At 53.5% G+C, this 15,913-nt stretch carries 15 protein-coding genes and 1 pseudogene; 5 read left to right on the top strand and 11 right to left on the bottom strand.

Annotated features, from left to right (window positions below; genetic code table 11):
- Positions 1-42: 42 nt before the first annotated feature.
- From kdpB to kdpF, 3 genes are read right to left on the bottom strand one after another with little or no spacing between them, the layout of a single operon-like run.
- A complete protein-coding gene (kdpB, locus tag PSH73_RS08590) occupies positions 43-2,106 on the bottom strand; it encodes a potassium-transporting ATPase subunit KdpB (protein ID WP_120732371.1) in 2,064 nt (687 codons plus the stop codon).
- Between the two features lie 5 nt (positions 2,107-2,111).
- Entirely contained in the window at positions 2,112-3,806 is a 1,695-nt protein-coding gene (gene kdpA, locus PSH73_RS08585; RefSeq protein ID WP_120732369.1) for a potassium-transporting ATPase subunit KdpA, read from the bottom strand.
- 8 nt (positions 3,807-3,814) lie between these two features.
- The gene (gene kdpF / locus PSH73_RS08580) at positions 3,815-3,904 is read right to left on the bottom strand and encodes a K(+)-transporting ATPase subunit F (protein ID WP_032863112.1); all 90 of its coding nucleotides are present in this window, start codon (positions 3,902-3,904) and stop codon (positions 3,815-3,817) included.
- 279 nt (positions 3,905-4,183) lie between these two features.
- Here kdpF and PSH73_RS08575 point away from each other — a divergent pair, with 279 nt between their 5' ends.
- From PSH73_RS08575 to PSH73_RS08560, 4 genes and pseudogenes are all read left to right on the top strand, one after another.
- A complete protein-coding gene (locus PSH73_RS08575) occupies positions 4,184-5,002 on the top strand; it encodes a 2OG-Fe(II) oxygenase (protein ID WP_120732367.1) in 819 nt (272 codons plus the stop codon).
- A 306-nt stretch (positions 5,003-5,308) separates the two neighbouring features.
- Positions 5,309-5,555, top strand: a pseudogene (locus PSH73_RS08570) (ethanolamine permease); the annotation flags it as partial.
- Positions 5,556-5,762: 207 nt separating this feature from the next.
- A complete protein-coding gene (locus tag PSH73_RS08565; RefSeq protein ID WP_081044204.1) occupies positions 5,763-5,930 on the top strand; it encodes a DUF2897 family protein in 168 nt (55 codons plus the stop codon).
- Between the two features lie 134 nt (positions 5,931-6,064).
- Positions 6,065-6,655 carry a TetR/AcrR family transcriptional regulator gene (locus tag PSH73_RS08560; protein ID WP_120732366.1) on the top strand — a complete coding sequence of 197 codons (591 nt, stop codon included), beginning with the start codon at positions 6,065-6,067 and terminating at the stop codon, positions 6,653-6,655.
- A 17-nt stretch (positions 6,656-6,672) separates the two neighbouring features.
- Here the strand turns inward: PSH73_RS08560 and PSH73_RS08555 are convergent, their stop codons facing one another.
- Complete coding sequence (locus PSH73_RS08555; RefSeq protein WP_120732365.1) at positions 6,673-7,008, bottom strand: helix-hairpin-helix domain-containing protein; 336 nt, start codon at positions 7,006-7,008, stop codon at positions 6,673-6,675.
- 311 nt (positions 7,009-7,319) lie between these two features.
- Here PSH73_RS08555 and PSH73_RS08550 point away from each other — a divergent pair, with 311 nt between their 5' ends.
- On the top strand, positions 7,320-7,838 hold the full coding sequence (locus PSH73_RS08550; protein ID WP_120732364.1) for a GNAT family N-acetyltransferase: 519 nt from the start codon (positions 7,320-7,322) through the stop codon (positions 7,836-7,838).
- A 51-nt stretch (positions 7,839-7,889) separates the two neighbouring features.
- Here the strand turns inward: PSH73_RS08550 and PSH73_RS08545 are convergent, their stop codons facing one another.
- The 7 genes from PSH73_RS08545 to PSH73_RS08515 all read right to left on the bottom strand — a co-directional run bounded on the left by PSH73_RS08545 (position 7,890) and on the right by PSH73_RS08515 (position 15,906).
- Positions 7,890-9,884, bottom strand: coding sequence for a nucleoside-diphosphate sugar epimerase/dehydratase (locus tag PSH73_RS08545; RefSeq protein ID WP_120732363.1), 1,995 nt, complete (start codon positions 9,882-9,884; stop codon positions 7,890-7,892).
- Positions 9,885-10,077: 193 nt separating this feature from the next.
- Positions 10,078-11,088: a glycosyltransferase family 4 protein gene (locus PSH73_RS08540; protein ID WP_120732362.1), complete on the bottom strand. Its 1,011-nt coding sequence runs from the start codon at positions 11,086-11,088 to the stop codon at positions 10,078-10,080.
- Positions 11,085-12,053 (bottom strand): SDR family oxidoreductase, encoded by a 969-nt coding sequence (locus PSH73_RS08535; protein WP_198792386.1) that lies wholly within the window; start codon positions 12,051-12,053, stop codon positions 11,085-11,087. The genes PSH73_RS08540 and PSH73_RS08535 overlap by 4 nt, the downstream gene beginning before the upstream one ends.
- Positions 12,050-12,961 carry a glycosyltransferase gene (locus tag PSH73_RS08530; protein WP_120732360.1) on the bottom strand — a complete coding sequence of 304 codons (912 nt, stop codon included), beginning with the start codon at positions 12,959-12,961 and terminating at the stop codon, positions 12,050-12,052. Before PSH73_RS08530 ends, PSH73_RS08535 begins: the two co-directional genes overlap by 4 nt.
- A 63-nt stretch (positions 12,962-13,024) precedes the next feature.
- Positions 13,025-13,930: a glycosyltransferase family 2 protein gene (locus tag PSH73_RS08525; protein ID WP_120732358.1), complete on the bottom strand. Its 906-nt coding sequence runs from the start codon at positions 13,928-13,930 to the stop codon at positions 13,025-13,027.
- Positions 13,931-13,981: 51 nt separating this feature from the next.
- The gene (locus PSH73_RS08520) at positions 13,982-14,974 is read right to left on the bottom strand and encodes an EpsG family protein (protein ID WP_162947717.1); all 993 of its coding nucleotides are present in this window, start codon (positions 14,972-14,974) and stop codon (positions 13,982-13,984) included.
- The gene (locus PSH73_RS08515) at positions 14,971-15,906 is read right to left on the bottom strand and encodes a glycosyltransferase family A protein (protein ID WP_198792385.1); all 936 of its coding nucleotides are present in this window, start codon (positions 15,904-15,906) and stop codon (positions 14,971-14,973) included. Before PSH73_RS08515 ends, PSH73_RS08520 begins: the two co-directional genes overlap by 4 nt.
- Positions 15,907-15,913 lie beyond the last annotated feature (7 nt).

The raw sequence follows: 15,913 nt of genomic DNA, 5'->3' as shown, positions 1-15,913 counted from the left end.
ATTGATTCGTGACCTGTAGGAGCCAGCTCCTACAGGGTTGGGTCAGACCAGGTGCAGCGCTGTCAGCAGCATGTCGATCGCCTTGATCCCGGCGAACGGCACCACAAGCCCGCCCACGCCATAGATCAACAGGTTGCGTCGCAGCAGCGCCGCCGCACTCGCCGCCTGCACCCGCACACCGCGCAGGGCCAGGGGGATTAGCACCACGATGATCAGCGCGTTGAACACAATCGCCGAAAGGATCGCGCTCTGCGGGCTGTTCAGGTGCATCACGTTAAGCACCCCCAGTTGCGGGTAGATCGAGGCAAACAGCGCCGGCAGGATGGCGAAGTACTTGGCGACGTCGTTGGCAATCGAAAAGGTGGTCAGCGCACCACGGGTCACCAGCAATTCCTTGCCGACCTGCACCACGTCCAGCAGCTTGGTCGGGTCGCTGTCGAGGTCGACCATGTTCGCCGCTTCGCGCGCCGCCTGGGTGCCGTCATTCATGGCCATGCCCACGTCCGCCTGGGCCAGGGCCGGGGCGTCGTTGGCACCGTCGCCACACATGGCCACCAGGCGCCCGTCGTTCTGCTCGTGGCGGATGCGCGCCAGTTTCTTCTCCGGCGTGGCTTCCGCCAGCACATCATCCACACCCGCTTCGGCGGCAATCGCGGCGGCGGTCAATGGGTTATCGCCGGTCACCATCACCGTGCGGATCCCCAGCTTGCGCAGCTCGGCAAAGCGCTCACGGATACCCGGCTTGACCACGTCCTTGAGGTGGATCGCGCCGAGCAATTTACCGTCGGCACACACCAGCAACGGAGTGCCGCCGCTCTGGGCGATCTTGTCGACTTCCCGGGACAGCGCGGGCAGCAGGTCTTGGCGTTGCTGACCGATAAACGCCAGCAGCGAATCGACAGCGCCTTTACGGTAGACGCGGCCCTGGTAATCCACCCCAGACAAGCGCGTTTCGGCGCTGAACGGCACGCCGGTCAGCTCTTGCACGGAGGGCTCGGTGTAAGGATGCAAGGCGCGCAGGTATTCGACGATGGATTTGCCTTCTGCCGTATCGTCCGCCAGCGAGGCCAGCAGCGCGCCTTCGGCCAATTCCTTGCCATTGACGCCAGGCGCGGCATAGATGCCTGCACAGCGCCGGTTACCGAAGGTGATGGTGCCGGTCTTGTCCAGCAACAGCACATGCACGTCCCCCGCCGCTTCCACGGCGCGCCCGGACTTGGCGATCACGTTGAGGCGCACCAGGCGGTCCATGCCGGCGATGCCGATGGCCGATAACAGGCCACCGATGGTGGTGGGAATCAGCGTGACCAGCAGCGCCACCAGGAACACCAGGGGCAGGCTGCCATTGGCGAAATAGGCGAAGGGTTGCAAGGTCACGACCACCAGCAGGAAGATCATGGTCAAGCCGATCAGCAGGATATCCAGCGCCACTTCGTTGGGGGTTTTCTGGCGTTTGGCGCCTTCCACCAGGGCGATCATGCGGTCGAGTGTCGATTCACCGGGGTTGGCGGTGATACGAATCACCAGCCAGTCCGAGACCAGCCGGGTATTGCCGGTGACGGCCGAGCGGTCGCCGCCGGATTCGCGGATCACCGGTGCGGATTCACCGGTAATCGCCGCTTCATTGACCGCCGCAATACCCTCGATGACTTCGCCGTCGCCAGGGATCATTTCCCCGGCCGCAACCCGCACCACATCACCTTTGCGCAGGCTGGTGGCGGGCACTACCGTAAAGCTGCCGTCTGCCTCCTGGCGTCGTGCACTCAGGCCTTCACTGCCAGCCTTGAGGCTGTCGGCACGGGCCTTGCCACGGCCCTCGGCCAGGGCTTCGGCGAAGTTGGCGAACAGCACGGTGAACCACAGCCACAGGGCGATCTGCACTGCGACAAAAGTCGGCACGCTGCTGTCCGGCACCAGGCACAGCACCGTGGTGAGGATTGCGGTCAGCTCGACCACCAGCATCACCGGCGAACGCTTCAACTGGCGCGGGTCCAGCTTGACGAACGCCTGGATCAGCGCCGGGCGCCACAGGGCCGAGATCGCGGTCTTGGCCGACTCCTGAGTCTTGACCGGAGCAGCATTGTTTACAGGCATATTCATGTTCATACCCCTTAGAAGCCCATGCTCAGGTGTTCAGCGATAGGGCCCAGTGCCAGCGCCGGCAGGAAGGTCAGGCCGCCCACCAGCAAAATGGTCACGGTCAACAACGTCACGAACAACGGGCCGTGGGTCGGGAAACTGTCCTGGCCAATCGGTGCGCTTTTCTTCATCGCCAGGCTGCCGGCGAGGGCCAGGATCGGGAGGATGTAGCCGAAGCGCCCGATCAACATGCCCAAGCCCAGCATCAGGTTATGAAACGGGGTATTGGCGCCCAGGCCACCAAAGGCCGAACCGTTGTTGGCACTGGCCGAGGTGTAGCCATAGAGCAACTGGCTGAAGCCGTGGGGGCCGGGGTTGCTGATGGTTGCAGCAGTGGCCGGCACGCTGGTGGCAATCGCGCCGAGCACCAGTACGCCAACGGGCATCACCAACAGGGTCACCACCAGCAGTTGCACTTCCCGGGCCTGGAGTTTCTTGCCGAGGTATTCCGGAGTGCGGCCAATCATCAAGCCGGCGAGGAACACCGCGATCAGCACGTTGAGCAGCATGCCGTACATACCGGCACCGACGCCGCCGAAGATCACTTCGCCGACCATCATATTGACCAGCGCCACCATCCCGCTCAGGGGGCTGAGGCTGTCCTGCATGCCGTTGACCGAACCGTTGGACGCTGCCGTGGTGGTCACCGACCACAACACGGTGGCGGTGGTGCCGAAACGCACTTCCTTGCCTTCCAGCGGTGCAGTCTGCTCGACGGCCGGGTTGTTCAGGGTCGGATTGGGCTGGTGCTCGGACCACAGCGACACCGAGCCGCCAATCAGGAACAACGCGAGCATGCAGCCGAGAATCGCCCGGCTCTGGCGCAGATCCTTGACGTAATGGCCGAAGGTAAACACCAGAGCCGCCGGGATCAGGATGATCGCCGCCACTTCAAACAGGTTGGCCCAGGCCGTCGGATCTTCGAACGGGTGCGCCGAGTTGACCCCGAAGAAGCCACCGCCGTTGGTCCCCAGTTGCTTGATCGCAATCTGGCTGGCGGCCGGGCCGAGTGGGATCACCTGATCAACGCCTTGCATCGTCAGGGCATCAACATAGTGAGCGAAGGTCTGTGGCACGCCCTGCCAGACCAAAAACAACGCCAGCACCAGGCACAATGGCAGCAAGCCATAGAGGGTGGCGCGGGTCATATCCACCCAGAAATTGCCCAGGGTGCTGGCGGACTTGCGACCAATCCCACGGCAAAGGGCGACAAGCACCGCCAGGCCGGTGGCGGCACTGACAAAGTTCTGCACGGTCAGGCCGGCCATCTGGCTCAGGTAGCTGAGGCTGGCTTCACCGCTGTAGGACTGCCAGTTAGTGTTGGTCATAAAACTGACGGCGGTATTGAACGCCTGCGTCCACTCCTGCCCAGGCAACTGCTGCGGGTTAAGCGGCAGGTAGCCCTGAAACAACAGGATCGTAAACAACAACAAAAAGCCCGACAGGTTGAAAGCCAGCAGGGCCAGGGCGTACTTCTGCCAACTTTGCTCTTGTTGCGCATCGACCCCGGCCAAGCGATAACATACGCGCTCGACCGGCCCGAACACTGGCGTAAGCCAAGTGCGCTGCCCTTCCATCACCTTGTAGTAGAACCGCCCCAGAAATGGCGCTGGAACCAGCACCACGGCAAAGAAGGCGATGATCAGCCAATAGTCATAACTGTGCATAGCCGCTCCTAGCCCCGATCCGCGCGCAACAGCGCGACCAGCAGATAAATGAATAGCGCCACGGCCAATAGCAGTGACACCCCATCCAGAACACTCATGGAAGTTTCTCCGTCAGACGGCGACTGCCGCGTATGGAGGTATTGTCCGCAGAAGGGGCGTAAAGGAACGAGGGCGAGGGGGTGGAGGGGGCGTAAAGATGGCGTAAAGAGTGGGTTTATGTGAGCGTTATAAAGGGTTCAAAAGCTTCAGCGTGGGAAAATATCAGTGTAACCAAGATTACTGCTCATGTTGAAGCATGCTGCGACAGAGCAAATAGCCATGCTTACCGTGCTGTTATACACTTCACGAGGACTTTACAACTATTGGATAGATACGACATGTCTCCCTCTGAAATCGCTCAAATTATCGTGGCACGCCTCGATGAACTAGCACCAAAAATCAAAGAAGAATGGGCAAACCCTGTCGACACCCATACTCGGTATTTTGTAATTGACGAGCTTCTTCCTACAGAAACAGCTCAAGCCATCTATGATGCCTTTCCGCGTAATGCCGAAGGTTTTTTTGACCGTGCATCCTTCCGCGAGCAAAAGAAAACGCTGACGGACCTGTCGCAACATCCATCGATCCTGACTGCGGTTACCTACGCAATGCAAGATCCCACCGTAGTCGCAAAGGTCGCAGAACTGGTGGGTTTTCAGCATATCGTTCCCGACCCTAGCCTCTACGCTGGTGGTCTATCAATGATGTTCAAAGGGGACTTTTTGAACCCTCATATCGACAATAGCCACGGCGCAAGCCGCGACCTCTATCGTCGCCTCAACCTGCTCTATTACGTCGCGCCCGACTGGAAACTCGAAAACGGCGGAAATTTTGAGCTTTGGGATCACGAAGTCAAAAAACAAAAAACCATCGTTTCCAAATTCAATCGCTTTGTCGTAATGGAAACTAATAAAGACTCTTGGCACTCGGTCAGCAGCGTAGTGGCAGATTCCGTAAGATGCTGCGTATCAAACTACTACTTTTCAGCGCAGTCGCCGGATGAAACCGACTACTTCCATGTCACTTCCTTCAGTGGTCGCCCTGAAGAAAAAGGACGTCGGCTAATTGGATTCTTCGATAATCGCCTACGCAATATGGTCTCCAAACTACTACGCGTAGGTCGTGGCCGAAAACTCGTAAACAAACGAACTGACTAATCCAGGATGCCCTGACGGGCGTCCTAGAAAAACCTCGTCGAGTGGGTGTCATCGACACTCTATCTCTCCTCTGCGCAGGTACCGCCCAAGTACGCTGGCCGGCGGCAGGCATGGTGTAGTTCCACGCGCCCAGCAGGAAACACCACGTCGCCTGAAACTGCGGACTCTGAGACTAGCGTCTGACCACCTACTGGCTAGAAGCCACGAGACTGAAGCTCGCGGGCGTGTAGGCGCCGTGTCGAGCAACGCTCCCCAAGACTGGGGCCTGTGGAATGATAGCGATGCAGAGATGCTGCTTGGCAAAGCTTGCAAGTGTTTGCCACCTTGGGCACCTTGCATCTGTGGGGCATCACCGTGGGGCTGGTGATCTCCGGCGGATACTTTGGCTGGAGCTATGGCCGGGACGCTGGGCTTTCTGGTCACGTCATTGATGGTCGCCGCCCTGTGCACCTGTTTCAGCTTCAGCTTGACCGAACTGACCACCGCAATTCCCCACGCAGGCGGGCCGTTTGCCTACAGCCGCTGGGCGTTCGGCGAGAAAGGCGGCCTGATCTTCCTCGGGTTCATGGCCGCAGGTTTCATCTACTTCCAACTGACCGCCCAAGACCGCGCCGATGCGCCAGCGGATGCGATGTTGACCGGGCTCTAAACCAGCGAGGCAGAACGGGCCTACAATGGAACGACTGACGAAAGCCGTCACTCAAAGCTGATAGTGCCGTGGGGAATCTTCCCCACGGCAGTCGGCCTCAAGGAGAGCCCTATGCCCTGGTATGCCTGGTTGATCATGGTGGTCGCCATCGGTTCGATCGTTGGTGGCTTGCTGATGCTGCGTGACAGCGCCAACAAAGTGGAACTGACCGACGAACAACGCAAACGCGTCGCCGAGCGCAATGCTCAGGCCGACGCCAAGGATGCGCAGGATCGCTGAAACAAACGCCCCGTGCTGACCGTTACCGGCAGCACGCCAGGCGAGTCGATCTAGATTAGGGCAAATTTGTAATCGGTCCGCGAAACAGCACCAAACCTTGGTTAATATGGCCCGATGTTTCAGAGGGCCCTCTCATGCGCTACTCGCACAATCACAAAGCTCAAACCCACCAGCGCATCATTAAAGAGGCATCCGTGCGCTTTCGCCGCGACGGCATTGGCGCAACCGGCCTGCAACCCCTGATGAAAGCCTTGAACCTGACCCATGGCGGGTTCTACGCCCACTTCAAATCCAAGGACGAACTGGTGGAAAAGGCCCTGCAAGCCGCCTCCGCCGAACTGGACGCGCATTGCGCGATGCTCTTCAACCAGGAACGACCACTGGAAGCCTTTATCGACAGTTACCTGTCAGAGTGGCATCACACCTCCCCCGACCAAGGCTGCCCGTTGCCCACCATGTCCTCGGAGCTGGGACAGCGCGGGCAACAGAGCCCCACCACCGATACAGTCCTCGACGCCCGGCTCAAGCAAATCGAAACCGCATTGGGCAGCCCCAATGCCGATGAACAAAGCCTGGTGATGATGTCGACACTGGTGGGGGCATTGGTCCTGGCGCGCAGTGTCGAAAACCCGGAACTGGCGACACGCATCCTCGACGTAGTGCGAGAAAACCTGAAAACCGGGATCAATACAGCCCCGGCAGACATAAAAAAGGCCGGTCAATGACCGGCCTCCTGCCTTGATTACTTAACCTCCAGCCTGTCGCGATTCTTCTCCAGCAGCGACTTGCCAATCCCCTTCACTTCCAGCAACTCATCCACCACCGTGAACGATCCATTGGACTCGCGATAAGCAATGATCGCCTTGGCCTTGGCGGCGCCAATGCCGAACAGATCACGGCGCAGGGTTTCAGCGTCTGCTGCGTTGAGGTTGACCTTGGGGGTGGGTTGTTCGCTTGCACTCAACTGGGCCGCGAGCGGCTGCGGCGTCTCGGGCCTGGCCGATGGGGCAGCGATCGACGCGGCGGACAAGCTGGTGAGGAAGGCAAAAAGCAGGGAGGAAAAAACGGATCTACGCATTAGAGACGCTCCATGACATCAATGGGAAAAGCAGCTTTCCGAAGCTGCTTTTCAAACTTAGGCGATGTGAGGAGGGTGTCAAAAATGGAGCTATTGCAAGATGTAGCGATACCCGATTTAGCGCTCAAAAATCGACAAATGATTTCGATAATCTCCAGATTTGACTATAGATAGAACTTTTCGACTAAGACATAGGAACGTATCATGTCTATCCGGCCCTAAGCATCGTCAGCCCGAAGCAAAAATTCGAACCAGCGCCTGCAAAAAAAACATGTACCATATATTAACGCGACCAGTTAAACGGAAAAAACATGAACTTAGAATCAAAAACTGTAAGGCTGCGACTCATCGAAGAGAGCGATGCCGAATTTGTTCTGAAGCTGCGCCTCGATAACAATTACAACCAGTTCCTCTCTTCTGTAAACCCAAGTATTGAGGCTCAAAGAGAGTGGATCAACAAGTACAAGGGCGATGAGCAGAAAGGCATTCAATATTACTTCATTATTGAACGCCTTGATGGCGTACCTTGCGGCACAGTCAGACTTTATGACTTCAAAGGAAATTCATTTTGTTGGGGAAGTTGGATTCTCAACGAAGACAAGACCAGATATGCAGCCCTGGAAAGTGCGTTCCTGGTTTATCAGTTTGCCTTTGAAAATCTCGAATTTGAAAAATCACACTTTGATGTTAGAAAAGGAAATGATCGAGTCATTTCCTTTCATGAGAAAATGGGAGCAATCAAGACAGGTGAAACCGAACTCGATTTTCTCTTTGAAATCACCAAAGACGCAGTCAATAAAACCAGACTCCGTCTATCGAGCAAAATATAAAGCCAACTTGCCAGGCATTATGCCTGGCAACATTTACGCACACTATGCGCACTAAGGCTCCAGGCGACGCTGCTGGTAGATCCAGTCCACGATCTCGCCATCCGGAGCATATCCACTGACTGTATCGCGTAGCAGTTGACGGACCCTGCTGTAGTCGTCCGCGTCGACCGCCGCGAGTAGCTCTGTCAACTTCCCTTTAAGTATCTCCCAATCCAGATGATCCTCGTTGGCACTCATGATCATCGGATGCTGGGTGGCCACTACGTTGTCGCCAATCAGCAGTTCTTCGTAGAGTTTTTCACCGGGACGCAACCCGGTGAACTCAATGGCAATATCACCATGAGGGTTTCTATCCGAGCGAACACTCAAGCCAGACAGATGAATCATCTTCTCTGCCAGCTCGACGATTCTCACCGGCTCGCCCATATCGAGCACGAACACATCCCCGCCCTGCCCCATTGAGCCTGCCTGGATCACCAACTGGGCCGCTTCAGGGATAGTCATGAAGTAACGCGTGATCTTCGGGTGAGTGACCGTGAGCGGTCCACCAGATTTGATCTGCTTGTGAAACAACGGAATAACCGAGCCGGACGAACCCAGTACATTGCCAAAGCGGACCATCGTGAAACGGGTCTTGTTGACGCGGGAAATATTAGCCTTGTCGTCAAACAATACCGGTGCCAATTCACGGCTCAACGCCTGCAACGTCAATTCGGCCAAACGCTTGGTACTGCCCATCACATTGGTCGGGCGCACAGCCTTGTCCGTGGAAATCAGAACAAAGTTGGAGACCCCCGCCTGCAGCGCCGCCTGGGCGGTGTTCAATGTACCAATGACATTGTTCAGAACGCCCTCTGCAATGTTGTGCTCAACCATCGGTACATGCTTGTAAGCTGCCGCATGATAGACCGTATCAACACGCCAGGTTTTCATGATGTCGAGCAATTTTGCCTGGTTACGCACTGAACCGAGGATCGGTAGCACGCGAACAGGCAGCGACTCACGGGAGATACGCTGCTCAAGCTCGGACAGGATGCTGTAAAGATTGAATTCACTGTGTTCGAACAGCAACAAAGTAGTAGGACTCAGTGCCAGGATCTGCCGGCATAGCTCTGAACCAATGGAACCTCCCGCCCCCGTCACCAGAACGCTCTGCCCCTTTATGCAATGCTCCAGCAACTCGCCCTGGGCTGGCACGGCATCACGCCCGAGCAAGTCGGCAATGTCTACTTCCTGAATGTCATCGACCTTTACCCGGCCACTGGCAAGATCCATGAAACCCGGGACGCTGCGTACGTGCAGGGGAAACCCTTCCAACAGGCCAAGAATTTCACGACGCCGCGCACGATTGGACGACGGAATGGCCAGCAGGATTTCCTGGGCCCCCGTCGTGTCGATCATCTGTTGAATGTGCTTAGGCTTGAACACCTGGAGGCCGGAAATGACGCGATCCGAAATGCTGCTGTCGTCATCAATAAACGCCACCGGGCGCATGACACGCCCCATCCGAAGCGCAGCAACCAGTTGATTACCGGCAGCACCTGCGCCGTAGATCGCAACCTTGGTCAAGCCATCATCACGGCTGGTAAACGGTACATGCTGGGCTGCTGCAAACCAATCACCCAGAAAATACTGGCGCATGGCCAAGCGCAAACCGCCAATCATGATCAGACTGAGCCACCAGTAGTTGAACACGATAGAGCGTGGTACGACGTTTTCGTGGTTACTGTACCAATAGACGACAACCCCAAGAATCAGTGCCGACAGGCTGACCGCCTTGATAATCGCGATAAGCGCATCATTACCAAAGTACCGCATTACGGCGCGATACATGCCAAAACGGATAAACAGCGGGATCGAAACGATTGGCGCACTGATGAACAGCCATGAATGCAAGACGATCGGGTTGACCAAATCATCGATCCCGAGACGAACAACAAACGCCATCCAAAGGGCGATCCAGACCAGCACGATGTCGGCCATGACCTGGAGGATGCGCTTTTGCCTGCGTGGGAGCTTCAGCAGGAGTGTTCGTAATTTATCCATGTTTTCCTGACGACCTTACTACTCACAATTAAATTAAAACTTTCAACGGGCAGCATCTCTCCGGTATTCCTGCGATGGACAAGCCGTCCAGGTTGCAACTAAAGCTTGTCATTTCATCCAAGAAGTCCCTGATCATACAGGTTACACCCAGATGGGAAGAGAAAAGCGGTCAATGCCGCCCTTATCAAGGCCTCTATTCACGCATACCTGCCTTGTATTTTACTGCCAACAAAAGTAATGGCACATAAGCGATTACTACGCCCAGAGCACCATCCAGGCCCAACAGGGTAACGCACAGAGCCAGAGGGAACAGCCAGACAACGTTGATAACACCAACAGACACCGTTACCGGAAGGTGCTTTCCAAATTGGCGAGAGGCGAATTGGTATGCATGGCTACGATGAGCCTCATAGACCTTGTCTCCCCGAGCCAGTCTCCGCCCCAAGGTAAAGGTGGCGTCCACTACGAAGACGCCCAACATAATCAACCAGGCGAAAAAAAACTCACTGCCAACCCAGGCGGCCTGTATAGAAAGCCCGCCTAAGACAATGCCGAGAAAACCACTCCCCGCGTCCCCCATGAAAATTCGAGCGGGTGGGAAGTTCCAATACAAGAAACCTACAACAGCCATGGCCAGTAAAAGAGGCGCCCATATCAACGCCTCGTGACCGCTAAGAAAATAAATAAGCGACAATCCGCCACACGCACAAATAGCTTCCAGACTGGCGATGCCATCTATCCCGTCCATGAAGTTGTAAAGGTTCAACATCCAAACCAAGTAAAATGCGCCAAGTAAGTGGCCAAGCCACCCAAGACTCAAAGAGAAGCCAAAAAACGTGATCGCCGGCAACCCTTGCATCCAGAAAAGTGCCCAGGCGGCCGCTATGAAATGCCCCAATAGCCTCCAACGTGCTGCTATATGGCCATGATCGTCCATAAAGCCAATCACTGCGATCAGCAGGCCAGATCCAAGGAGCGCGACGCTTTCAGCAATCGACACCAGTTGCAAGAGTGCCAATACCAACAGCGACAATGCGAACGTAAGTACAATTGCTACCCCCCCTCCTCGGGGCGTTGGTACCGTATGGGAGCTACGTGCATTAGGAATATCAATAATGCTACGACGCAGCGCGTATTGACGCAGCACAGCTGTCAGTAACAGGGAAGCAAGCGCGACAATGGGAAAGATGTACCAATACTTCATTGAGTTTGCTCACTAAGGTAATGTTGCGCTGTTGCAGCGAGCCCCTCATCAAGGGTAACGACTGGCGCCCAGCCTAATAGTTGCCGGCCTTTTGTGATATCCACTTGCAGCGAACCACATAGTCGCTGCGATAGTGCCTTGCGCCCCAGCAGAGTGGCCCCTAACACCAACAACCATTCGGGAACCGGGATGAGTCTGGCAGGAGAGCCCATGGACTTGCCTAATCGAATTAACAATTGAGTGGTCGATACATCCTCACCATCACTGATCAAAAACGTCTGGTTAGCCGCGGCAGGATGGGTCACGCAGATCAAAATAAAACTGACTAGATTCTCTAGCGCCACAAGGCTTCGTTGATTAGCGATAGCACCAAATGGCAGCGGAACACCCTTTTTCAACCACTTCATCATATTCGCAAAATTGGCCTTGACGCCCGGCCCGTAAACCAGCACGGGACGAACAATGACCACTTCAAGGCCAGTTTCCGCCCCTAACGCTCTAAGCGCATTCTCGGCTTCCATTTTAGAGACGCCATACGGATCAACGGGTGAAGGAACATCCGCTTCGCTGTATGGTCTGCCGAGCGCTGTCTGCTCACCATTGACCTTGACAGAGCTGACAAAGATAAAACGCTTCACCCCCGCTGCGACAGCGCTACGGGCCAATTGCAACGTATAGCCTACATTTACTCTACGAAACGCTTCGAGAGGATCAAATTCCGTATCATTCATGACGTGCACGCGTGACGCCAAGTGAACAACAACATCAACACCCTGCAGAGCCGGATGCCCCACTGTAACCGTGGAAAAATCGGGCAGCACCGAGTAATCAACACCTGTCGCCAAAACATTGGGCAAACGGCGGACAAGGGCACGTACGTTGTATTCTGGCAGGCCCTGTAACTGTTGAATCAGTTGGCGTCCGACAAAACCACTGCTGCCAGTGACTAATAACTGCGTTTTCATTTCTTTTGCCTCAACACCACCAACACCAAACATAATCCGCTAAAAACCAGCTTATCCCGTAGGCGCCTACGGCACTTTGAGGCACTGGCAGCCAAGCGCAGCAGATCCCAACGCCCCAATCCGATCCAGCTCCGAACAAAAGGGTCATTCGCCATACCCACCATGGTGGCAATCAGAGCAGCCTGACTTAACCACCAGCCGTCAAAAACCTGAGACAAACGTTTTTTGAACGCCTTAGCACCGCTATTGACGCCAACCTGATTACCGCCATGCTGGCGATAGAGCATGTAAGGCTGGCTATCAATCACCCATTTAAAGCCTCGTGAGCGACTGTAAGCGTAACAATACCAGTCATGCAAAGTGACATGCTGCACTTGGGCAAAGTGGCTATTGATATCTCGTTGAAGCTCAGCAAACAAAGATTGAGAAAAAACATACGTGCATCCAGGTCCGGCGGCCTCGAACAAATGGTCAAATGCAACCTGCGGCTGAGACTTTACGATGATGGACTCACGACCATCGGGCCAAAATGCGGTGACATTACCGGAATAACCCTCAGATTTTTTCTCAATCATGAAATTGGTCGCGCTGATCAGCTTGTTTGGCAGCCAAATATCATCCTGATCAGCTAATGAAAAATAGTCAAAATCATCAACGGGCGCTTCGTTGATCAAACGAAAGAAATTTCGGGCCGCGCCCCCAAATTTCTCCCCATGGGCCAGGCATTTGACCCTCGAATCACGAATGCACAACTGGTCGACCCAACTCTCGGTGCCATCATCAGAGCGATCCACACTGATCAGCAATGAAACAGAGACAGCCTCCTGCCCCAGGATCGAATCGACCTGCTCCGAGATCCAACGCATACCGTTATAAGCTGCAAGTAAAACCAAGATACGTGGTTGCATAACTTTCTACCTTTATTACCTAACCCACGTACTGGAACGAGGGAACTCAATCACAGCTGAATATTAACGCAATGGGCCCAATTTTTTTTGCCAGCCATGGATCGTCCCACGCAACATCATTTTTAGGGACTGGAATTTGTTTTTGTCGATCAATAGGTTGGCAAAAAAACGCAGTACCAATGCCAGCAATAGGCGTTTTTTCCAGCATGCGGGAGTATGGTTCATCCGACACACCGCAACCGTGGCGCGGAAGAAAAAATATCGGCGCACCGGGGAATATCGAAGAAAACTCAACCCAAAAACCTTGACAGGTGGCGCATCAGATAAAGCGTGCCCCATCTCAACACTCAAACACCCGTAAAGCGTATAGCCTTGATCTCTAACCCGGAAGCACCACTCAGAATCGGTAAAGTCGACAAACAAACCCTCGTCGTATCGGTTTCCTTCAACCCAGGCTTGTGTACTGATGTACATGCCAGATGTAATCAAAATATCAACCTTTACTAACCCATGCTCATCGTCAGAGTGAAACACGGGTTTAATAACACCATTAACCGACTGGTAAAATGGAAAGTTGATTTTCTTCCCATCACGACGGTCAAAAAAAGTCGGACTGACGGCAATACAACGTGGATCTTTTGATTTTGCTTGAGTCATTGCCGTACTTAGGCTCGCAATTAACTCAGGTTCGGCATGACTGTCTTGGTCGAAGGTAACTACGTAGTCCACACCGGCATTGACCGCCAATTCGAAACCTTTATTCAAGGCAGCCCCGAGCCCCTTATTGCCCTCCATATCCACATAAACGAGAGACTGTCGCTCGACAGGGGCGCCCATCAGTACCGCTGACGAGCCTCCATTATCGAGAAAAATCACCACATCCACCTGTGACCCAAGCGAAAGCAAAAGCCTGTCCAGGACGTCTATTTCCGGCATATAGCCGACTACCACCGCAGCAACTTTAGCCACTTACACCTCTAACAGAAAACTCATTTACAGCTAAAATAGGAGGTCGGCTCCTCAGCCAGCCCATGAAATTGCGTCCAGATTAATTATAGGGGCCTCCCCCAAATAACTGATATTCGTAAAAACGTAACCCAATACAAAGATGGTCAACAACTTATAGAGCCAACTGAAGCGCATATGTACGAGGGACAAAGCTAACAAGCCAAAAAAAAGTGAAATATCCGCGACCCTAATGGCAGCAGCCGGCATTTTGCCCATCGCCAGATAAAACAACAGCAAAGCCAGCGAGTAATAAGCAAGATTCTTCGCAAGCGGCTGACTGCAAAACTGGATATATACAAATGTAAATAATATAAACAAATTCTTCAGAGATAACGGCTTGAAATCTTCTTTATATACATCAGCAGCATACTGCTGATAGTATGGCGCATACTCAAGTCCTAGAAAAACCACTAAAGCCACGCCTACAACAATAGGGTACTTCAATGACCCGAAAAATCGCTGAACAAGCCACAAGGCGACAATCAAAAAACTAACATTATGCAAAAGCACAGCAAATAAAAAATAAAAACTCGAATTGATTTTGCGCTCTTCGAGAATAGCCAACGCAACCACCGCTACCGCAGCCGCATTACGAATTTGCGTCAACTCCCAAACCGGGAAAAACACAAGCAAATAGACAACACCAAAAAAGATCCCTTCACGAATACTACGATGACTCTCTACGCGCTGAAAAAATTTAAACTTTGCATACAACGCGATAAAAGCATATGTATACAGCACCCCCAGAAAACCAATCCCTACGTGCTCAAAAAAAAGCGTCCCCAGCTTATAACCAATCTCAACTTTAGGAGGATCACCAGCAAGGATATTATTGTAGTACTCCAAGTAGGTCTGATAATCGTAATCCAACCCCATGGGGCGCAAGGCAATCAATAATGAAGCTATTACAACAAAAACAAACGCCGCAATAGCGCCTGGAGTTGTTATCCTCCACCCCCCATCAAAGTACATTCGACGAACAGGTTGATTGATTGATGGCTTCAACCGAATACTCTCCGTGCCAAATTATTTAAAACTCGCCCAGCATAACTGGAAACATAGGAGACAAGATAATATACAAAGTATGCCTTAGCACCGATTGATACACCCTTAAAAAGGCTCAGACCATCGTTGAAACGACCTAATCGAACAGCTCCTAAAAAATGCATCGCAAGCACTTTCCCCAGTGCTTTTGAATAAATCTCAGCAGGCGCCAGAAAATCCAGCATCTGCTTGATCATAAAAAATTGTCGAGATACATTTTTGTAAGCATTGGTGCCGTGCTGTCTATACTTCACCACTATTTGCACCGGCGCATACAAAAAGTCGTGACCCAGCGATGGAAACTTAGTGAACATCTTGATAAACATTGAATAGTCGTCTAAGACAATCCGTGAGTCCCACCCCCCCACCTCTTTCAAGGCGGCACGCCGAAAGACCGTCGACTGCAGAAGAATGGGCTGTGGATAGTTCAAGTACAGTGCACTCGCTCGCGAAGAAGCGCTCATAGAAAAAAAACGTTCGTGCAATTCACCATAAATAGGGGTACTTACTTCTGGATCATCGCTATTAAAGCTTACTCCTCCACCGATGCAAAACATCGCAGCAGGATGCTTTTCCAGTTGCTGAATACAGGCTGCAATCCCCTTGAAACAAAGAATATCGTCCGATGCGACAAAATAAATAAATTCGGTTTTCGCCCTTTCAAGCCCAAGAGCCAAAGACGAGACAACACCGCCATTTTCCTTGACCAAAAAAGTGACATTGCTAGGCGCTTTCTCTTGAAGAAATTGTTCTATTTTCAGTCTGGTTGCGTCAGTAGACCCATCATCAATAATGATTATTTCCGTTCCCGGCAGATCAACCGAACATGCAGCCTCAAGCCCCTCAATAACATAGTGCTCGTGGTTATAGGCAGGGATAACAATTGTCAGCATCTAATAC

The sequence above is a fragment of the Pseudomonas sp. FP2294 genome (assembly GCF_030687625.1).
Lineage (GTDB): Bacteria > Pseudomonadota > Gammaproteobacteria > Pseudomonadales > Pseudomonadaceae > Aquipseudomonas > Aquipseudomonas shahriarae.
Note: the sequence above shows the minus strand (reverse complement) of the source record. Positions and strands in the feature narration are given on the sequence as shown.

Excerpts from the sequence above, each read along its gene's own strand:
- kdpB (WP_120732371.1), bottom strand. The coding sequence starts at position 2,106 with ATGAACATGAATATGCCTGTAAACAATGCTGCTCCGGTCAAGACTCAG.
- kdpA (WP_120732369.1), bottom strand. The coding sequence starts at position 3,806 with ATGCACAGTTATGACTATTGGCTGATCATCGCCTTCTTTGCCGTGGTG.
- kdpF (WP_032863112.1), bottom strand. The coding sequence starts at position 3,904 with ATGAGTGTTCTGGATGGGGTGTCACTGCTATTGGCCGTGGCGCTATTC.
- PSH73_RS08575 (WP_120732367.1), top strand. The coding sequence starts at position 4,184 with ATGTCTCCCTCTGAAATCGCTCAAATTATCGTGGCACGCCTCGATGAA.
- PSH73_RS08565 (WP_081044204.1), top strand. The coding sequence starts at position 5,763 with ATGCCCTGGTATGCCTGGTTGATCATGGTGGTCGCCATCGGTTCGATC.
- PSH73_RS08560 (WP_120732366.1), top strand. The coding sequence starts at position 6,065 with ATGCGCTACTCGCACAATCACAAAGCTCAAACCCACCAGCGCATCATT.
- PSH73_RS08555 (WP_120732365.1), bottom strand. The coding sequence starts at position 7,008 with ATGCGTAGATCCGTTTTTTCCTCCCTGCTTTTTGCCTTCCTCACCAGC.
- PSH73_RS08550 (WP_120732364.1), top strand. The coding sequence starts at position 7,320 with ATGAACTTAGAATCAAAAACTGTAAGGCTGCGACTCATCGAAGAGAGC.
- PSH73_RS08545 (WP_120732363.1), bottom strand. The coding sequence starts at position 9,884 with ATGGATAAATTACGAACACTCCTGCTGAAGCTCCCACGCAGGCAAAAG.
- PSH73_RS08540 (WP_120732362.1), bottom strand. The coding sequence starts at position 11,088 with ATGAAGTATTGGTACATCTTTCCCATTGTCGCGCTTGCTTCCCTGTTA.
- PSH73_RS08535 (WP_198792386.1), bottom strand. The coding sequence starts at position 12,053 with ATGAAAACGCAGTTATTAGTCACTGGCAGCAGTGGTTTTGTCGGACGC.
- PSH73_RS08530 (WP_120732360.1), bottom strand. The coding sequence starts at position 12,961 with ATGCAACCACGTATCTTGGTTTTACTTGCAGCTTATAACGGTATGCGT.
- PSH73_RS08515 (WP_198792385.1), bottom strand. The coding sequence starts at position 15,906 with ATGCTGACAATTGTTATCCCTGCCTATAACCACGAGCACTATGTTATT.